The 5,364-nt window shown below is 73.9% G+C and carries 8 protein-coding genes; 3 read left to right on the forward strand and 5 right to left on the reverse strand.

Going from position 1 to position 5,364, the window contains the following annotated elements:
• Window positions 1-155: 155 nt before the first annotated feature.
• Entirely contained in the window at window positions 156-869 is a 714-nt protein-coding gene (locus OZN99_RS24480; protein WP_270937860.1) for a TenA family protein, read from the reverse strand.
• A gap of 68 nt (window positions 870-937) precedes the next feature.
• On the opposite strand from OZN99_RS24480, the gene OZN99_RS24485 reads away from it, so the two are divergent.
• Window positions 938-1,525, forward strand: coding sequence for a cytochrome b (locus tag OZN99_RS24485; protein WP_270937861.1), 588 nt, complete (start codon window positions 938-940; stop codon window positions 1,523-1,525).
• Between the two features lie 31 nt (window positions 1,526-1,556).
• Here the strand turns inward: OZN99_RS24485 and OZN99_RS24490 are convergent, their stop codons facing one another.
• Window positions 1,557-1,784 carry a hypothetical protein gene (locus tag OZN99_RS24490; RefSeq protein WP_270937862.1) on the reverse strand — a complete coding sequence of 76 codons (228 nt, stop codon included), beginning with the start codon at window positions 1,782-1,784 and terminating at the stop codon, window positions 1,557-1,559.
• Window positions 1,785-1,900: 116 nt separating this feature from the next.
• Here OZN99_RS24490 and OZN99_RS24495 point away from each other — a divergent pair, with 116 nt between their 5' ends.
• Window positions 1,901-2,233, forward strand: a complete 333-nt coding sequence (locus OZN99_RS24495) for a DUF1491 family protein (RefSeq protein WP_270937863.1) — start codon at window positions 1,901-1,903, stop codon at window positions 2,231-2,233.
• A 119-nt stretch (window positions 2,234-2,352) separates the two neighbouring features.
• A complete protein-coding gene (locus tag OZN99_RS24500; protein WP_270937864.1) occupies window positions 2,353-3,129 on the forward strand; it encodes a hypothetical protein in 777 nt (258 codons plus the stop codon).
• Between the two features lie 44 nt (window positions 3,130-3,173).
• On the opposite strand, the gene OZN99_RS24505 is transcribed toward OZN99_RS24500, so the two are convergent.
• From OZN99_RS24505 to OZN99_RS24515, 3 genes are all read right to left on the reverse strand, one after another.
• Entirely contained in the window at window positions 3,174-3,992 is an 819-nt protein-coding gene (locus OZN99_RS24505; RefSeq protein WP_270937865.1) for an isocitrate lyase/PEP mutase family protein, read from the reverse strand.
• Window positions 3,993-3,996: 4 nt separating this feature from the next.
• Complete coding sequence (upp, locus tag OZN99_RS24510) at window positions 3,997-4,629, reverse strand: uracil phosphoribosyltransferase (RefSeq protein ID WP_270937866.1); 633 nt, start codon at window positions 4,627-4,629, stop codon at window positions 3,997-3,999.
• Window positions 4,630-4,639: 10 nt separating this feature from the next.
• Window positions 4,640-5,364 (reverse strand): peptidoglycan -binding protein (locus tag OZN99_RS24515; protein ID WP_270937867.1); only part of this gene is annotated, 725 nt, incomplete at its 5' end.

Consider the following 5,364-nt stretch of genomic DNA (forward strand, 5'->3'; position numbering starts at 1 on the left):
GACCGGCGTGCCCTCCGCCAGCAGCGCCGGCAGCAGCGCCGCGGTGTCGCCGACCGGCCGCGGCGCCTCCGCCACCCAGCCGCGCCCGTTGCGGCGCGCCAGCGCGATCCAGCGCTTGCGCGGGTCGATGCTCCAGTCGGCATGCGCGGCGAGCATCAGCCGGCCGGCAGGCTTTCGTCGTACGCCGAATCGAAGAAGGCCCGCTCCAGCCGCGCGGCCTTCACGAACAGCGCGCGCACGCCCGCGCGCCCGGCTGCATCCAGCGCCAGCACCTCGCGGTCCAGCGCGGCGCGCAGCCCCTCCACGAAGCCCTCGAAATAGGGGCTGGCGTGCAGGTCCACCCATTCCGCGCACCAGAAGGGCTCGGCCGGGCGGGTGTCGCGCGCCGGGCGCGCCCAGCTCAGATAGATCCATTCCGCCACGCACAGCACCGCCAGCTGGTCGGCATGGCGCGGGCTGTCCGCGGCGCGCTGCATCAGAGCGCGGAAGTCCCGCGCGGCGGCCGACAGCGGCGGGTCGCGGCGCAGCGCCTCCGCCACGCCCAGCGCGTCGAAGCTGCGCACGAAATAGGTGTTCTCCTCGGAACACAGCAGCCCCATGAACCGCCCCAGCGGCAGCCGGGCCGGCAGGTCGGGCGCGGTGTGGATGGCGCGGCCGAGCAGCGCGGTGAAGGCGCCGATGAACTGGTAGTCCTGCACGAGGTAGCGGCGCATCACCGCCTCCGGCACGGCGCCTTCATTGCAGGCCCGCGCGAAGGCGTGCCCCACGGCCGCGCTCCAGTCCGGCTCCGCCGCGTCGCGCAGCCACTCCGTCGGGCGCGCGCCGGGATGCGCCGCGCGATATTCGGACCAGTCGGGGACCTCGCTCATCCGGCTTTCGCTTCCATCTCCTGCCCGCGCTCATGCCATAGTGGCCGGCGGGACGGGAGATCAGCGCGATGGACCAGACGGCCGGCACGACCACGGCGCCGATCCGCGGGCAGGACACGCTGCACCCGGACGGCCAGTATTCCGCGCTCGCCAAGCTGTTCCACTGGGTGACCGTGCCGCTGATGTTCCTGGCGCTCGCCACCGGCCTGACCATCCGCTTCATGAAGGACGACGCGAAGATGTCCTTCTATGCGCTGCACGAGAGTACAGGGCTGATCATCCTGGCCATCGCCGTCGCCCGCCTGGCGTGGCGGGGCATGAGCCGCCCGCCCGCGCTCCCCGACCACATCCCGCCCGCGATGCGCGCCGCGGCGAGCGGCGTGCACCACGCGCTCTACGCCGCGCTGATCCTGCAGCCGCTGCTCGGCTTCTTCACCACCAACGCCTATGGCTTCCCGATGCGCGGGGCCACCGCTTTCCTGGGCTTCATCGACCTGCCGAAATTCATGGAGGCGAACGAGACGCTGGCGGTGGCGCTGCACTGGGCCCACAGCCTGATCGGCTGGGCGCTGCCCTTCCTGCTGGCCGCGCATATCGGTGGCGCGATCTACCACCACGCGCTGCGTCGCGACGGCACGCTGCTGCGGATGCTCTGAGCGGCCGAGGCGGCGACCCCGCCGGGTCGCCCTACTTCAGCGGCTGGTGCGCCTTGTCCAGCAGCCGGCCGAACCAGCCCTTCTTCTCCGTCTGCACGGCCTTCGCGGCCACCTCGGCCTCCTTCGCGGCCTCGGCGGCTTCGGCCCGTGCGCGCTTCTCCTTCTCCGCCAGCCACTTCTCCAGGCTCATCCCCGCCTTGGCGGCGCGGCGTGCCTCGTAGGCGCGCTGGCCCTCGGTGAGTTCGGTCGGCTTGGCCATGGCAGGCAACTCCTCTGGCCCGGTGAATGGCGCGGGACCCGGGGCCGCGCAAGGGTCCGCCGTGCCCCATGCGCGCCCCCCTTGCGCCGCCCGGGCGCCCCGCCGATGGTCGGGCGATGGAACCGCGCGTGAAGGCCGGCATCTGGGTGAGCATGGCCACCCGCCTCTCCGACATCGCCGGCCGCCCGGCCGCGGTGATCCGCAAGGGCGACCCGGATTCCGGCGGCATCCTCTGCGTGCTGCGCGGCCGGGAGGGTCTGATGGTCCTCTCCCAGGTGCGAGACGCCGAGGGGCGCCCCGCCTGGCTGCGCGCCACCGGCGCTGCGCCGGTGGAGGAGGCGGCCGCAGACGCCTATGTCGCCCGCCAGGTCGGCCGCGACCCGGATCTCTGGGTGGTCGAGTTCGAGGCGCCGGACTTCAAGCCGCCCTTCGAGGCGCGGATCCTGTAGCGCCGGCGCACAGAGCCGCATAGACAACTACGCATATTAGCGTTGTCTCGCGCGAAACTGCCTGGTTACCCTTCTTGCAGGGCCCGCACTTGCGATGCGGCCCCTGGGAGGAGACAGCCATGCATGTTCCGCTGCCGCGGCGCCTGCTCGCCGCGTCCATCCTTGGCCTCGCCGCCGTCGCGGCCCTGCAGGGCACGGCGCAGGGGCAGACCCCCACCGAAAGCAGCGTGGAGGTCCGCAGCCAGCTCATGTTCCGCGTCCCGGACGCCACCGCGCAGCGCCTGCTGCCGGCCGGCTGGCAGCTCAACCCGGCCACCACGGGTCCGGCACACGGCGCCAACCTCCTCATCGTCCTCACCGACCGGCTGCTGACCCAGGACACCGAGGGCCGTCCGGTGCCCGGCGGCGTCGGCCAGGCGGTGGTCCTCGTCGTCCCGGGTCGCAACCCGGCCACCGGCATCGCCGGCCCGGTGATCGTCGGCGGCTTTGCCACGGGGGAGGGGGCGCCGGGGCCGTATGGCACCTACGCGCCGGCGGCCATCACCCATGAGCGCGCCGTCACCGCGGGGCCGGACGGCGTGCGGCGCGGGCAGGAGCGATGGAGCGCGACCACGCCGGAGGGCGACCGCTTCGAGCTGCGCATGCGCTACGCCGTCGGCACCCCGAGCCGCACGACGCCGCAGCAGCGCGTCTCCTCCGGCCGCAACCCGGACTTCCATCGGATCTACCAGGTGGACCAGGGCACCGTGGTGCTGCGCGCGGCCGGCACGGACCACATCGAGGAGTTCGCCTTCGCCGCGTCCGGGCCGCGCCTTGGCCCCATCTTCGACGGTTCGGAGCAGCTCACCGCCGTGCTGTCGCTGCCCTGGTACCTGCGCCGCGTCTCGCTGCCTTGAGGGCACGGCGCGCTGAAGCTCACGCGCCGACGGCAAGATGGCCGCTACCCGCCGAAGAAGCGGTCCAGCTCGCCGCCCGGCATCCGCGTGCCCAGCGCATCGAAGCGGCCGGCCTTCAGATCCGCCACGGCGCGGCCCACCGCGCCCCAGGCCACGCCGGCCAGCGCGCCGCCGATGCTGACGCGCCGCACGCCGAGCACCGCGATCTGCTCCAGCGTCAGCCCGATCGGCCGGCTGACCAGCAGGTTGACCGGCTTCGGCGCCGCGGCGCGCACGACGGCCGCGATCTGGTCGGGCGTGGTGATGCCCGGCACGTAGAGCACCTCCGCACCGGCCTCCGCATAGGCGGCGATGCGACGCAGCGAGTCCGCCAGCGGATCGGGATGACTCACGAGGAAACATTCCGCACGCCCGACCAGCAGCGCCCGCCCCGGCGCGGCATCGGCAGCACGGCGCGCCGCCCGGATGCGCGACACCGCCTCCTCCAGCGGGAACAGCGGCCGCGCCGGGTCGCCCGTGGCGTCCTCCACCGACAGCGCCGCGACGCCGGTGTCGAGGCAGCGCGCGCAGGCGGCCTCGACGCCCGCCGCATCGGCACCGAAGCCATGGCCGAAATCCACGTTCACCGGCAGGTCGGTCGCGGCCGCGATCTCCGCGGCATGCGCGACGGTGGCGTCGAGGTCCATCGCGCCATCCGCCAGCCCACGTGACCACGCCGCGCCGCTGCTGGTCGTCGCCAGCGCCGGGAAGCCCTGTGCGGCAAGGTACTTCGCCGTGCCCACGTCCCACGGATTGGGCAGCAGGAAGCAGCCCGCGGCGTGCAGCGCGCGGAACGCCTCGCGCTTCGCGGCCGCGTCGCGCATCGCCCTATCCCTCCGTGCCGAAGCAGCGGTCGCCCGCGTCGCCCAGGCCCGGCACGATGAAGCCGCGCTCGTTCAGCCGCTCGTCCAGCGCGGCGGTGATGATCGGCACGTCGGGATGCGCCGCGCGCAGCTTCGCGACACCTTCCGGTGCGGCCAGCGCGCAGACGAAGCGCAGATGCGGCGCGCCCGCTTCCTTCACGCGCGCCACCGCCGCGATGGCAGAGCCGCCGGTGGCCAGCATCGGGTCGTAGAGGATCGCGCCGCGGAGCGTGACCTCGGGCGGCATGCGCAGCAGGTACTGGCTCGGCTTCAGCGTGTGCTCGTCGCGCGCCAGGCCGACATGGCCCACCGGGGCGTCCGGCAGCACCTGCATCGCGCCTTCCAGCAGGCCGAGCCCGGCCCGCAGCACCGCCACCAGCACCGGCTCCGGTCCGGCCAGCACGCGGTGGTCCATCTCCGTCAGCGGCGTCGTCACGCGCCGCGTCGTGCTCGGCAGGTTGCGCGTCGCCTCCATGGTCAGCATCGCGCCGATCTCCGCCAGCAGCCGGCGGAAGCGCGGCGAGGGGGTGGCGACGTCGCGCAGCTCCGCCATGCGGTGGCTCAGCAGCGCATGGTCCGCGATGGTCAGGGCGCTCATGGGCTCTTCCTCAGCGGTCGGTCAGCCGCAGCTCGATGCGGCGGTTGCGGGCATATGCGTCCGGCGTGTCGCGGTCGTCCAGCGGCTGGGTATCGCCGAAGGCCGCCGCGGCCACCCGGTTGGCCGGCAGTCCCTCCGCGATCAGCAGTTGCGCCACCGCGATGGCGCGCGCCGCCGACAGCTCCCAGTTGCTGGCGAAGCGGCCGCTGCCGCGGATCGGGCTGCGGTCGGCATGGCCGTCCACCCGCAGCACCCAGGCCAGGTCGGGCGGGAACTGCGCCGAAAGGTCGATCAGCACCCGCGCCAGCTCCCGCACCTGCTCCCGCCCCGCGGCGGAGAGTTCCGCGCTGCCCACCGGGAACAGCACTTCCGACTGGAAGACGAAGCGGTCGCCGACGATCCGAACATCCGCCCGGTCGCCCAGCACGCGCCGCAGCCGGCCGAAGAAGTCGGAGCGGTAGGACTGCAGCTCCTCCACCCGCGCCGCCAACGCGGCGTTCAGCCGCTGGCCGAGATTGGCGATCTGCGCGTCGCGGTCGCGCCCTTCCGCCTCCGCGATGTCGAGCGCGGCGGTCAGGCGAGAGAGCTCGCCGCGCAGCTCCTCCAGCTGGCGGGTCAGCAGCGCGACCTGCGCCCGCGCGCTTTCCGAGAGGCGTCCGAATTCCGTGGCCTGGGCCTCGGCGGCGGCGCGCAGGCGCTCGGCCTCCGTGGCGCGGGCGGCGGCCTGGCTGCCCT

It is taken from the genome of Falsiroseomonas oryzae, assembly GCF_027856955.1.
Lineage (GTDB): Bacteria > Pseudomonadota > Alphaproteobacteria > Acetobacterales > Acetobacteraceae > Falsiroseomonas > Falsiroseomonas oryzae.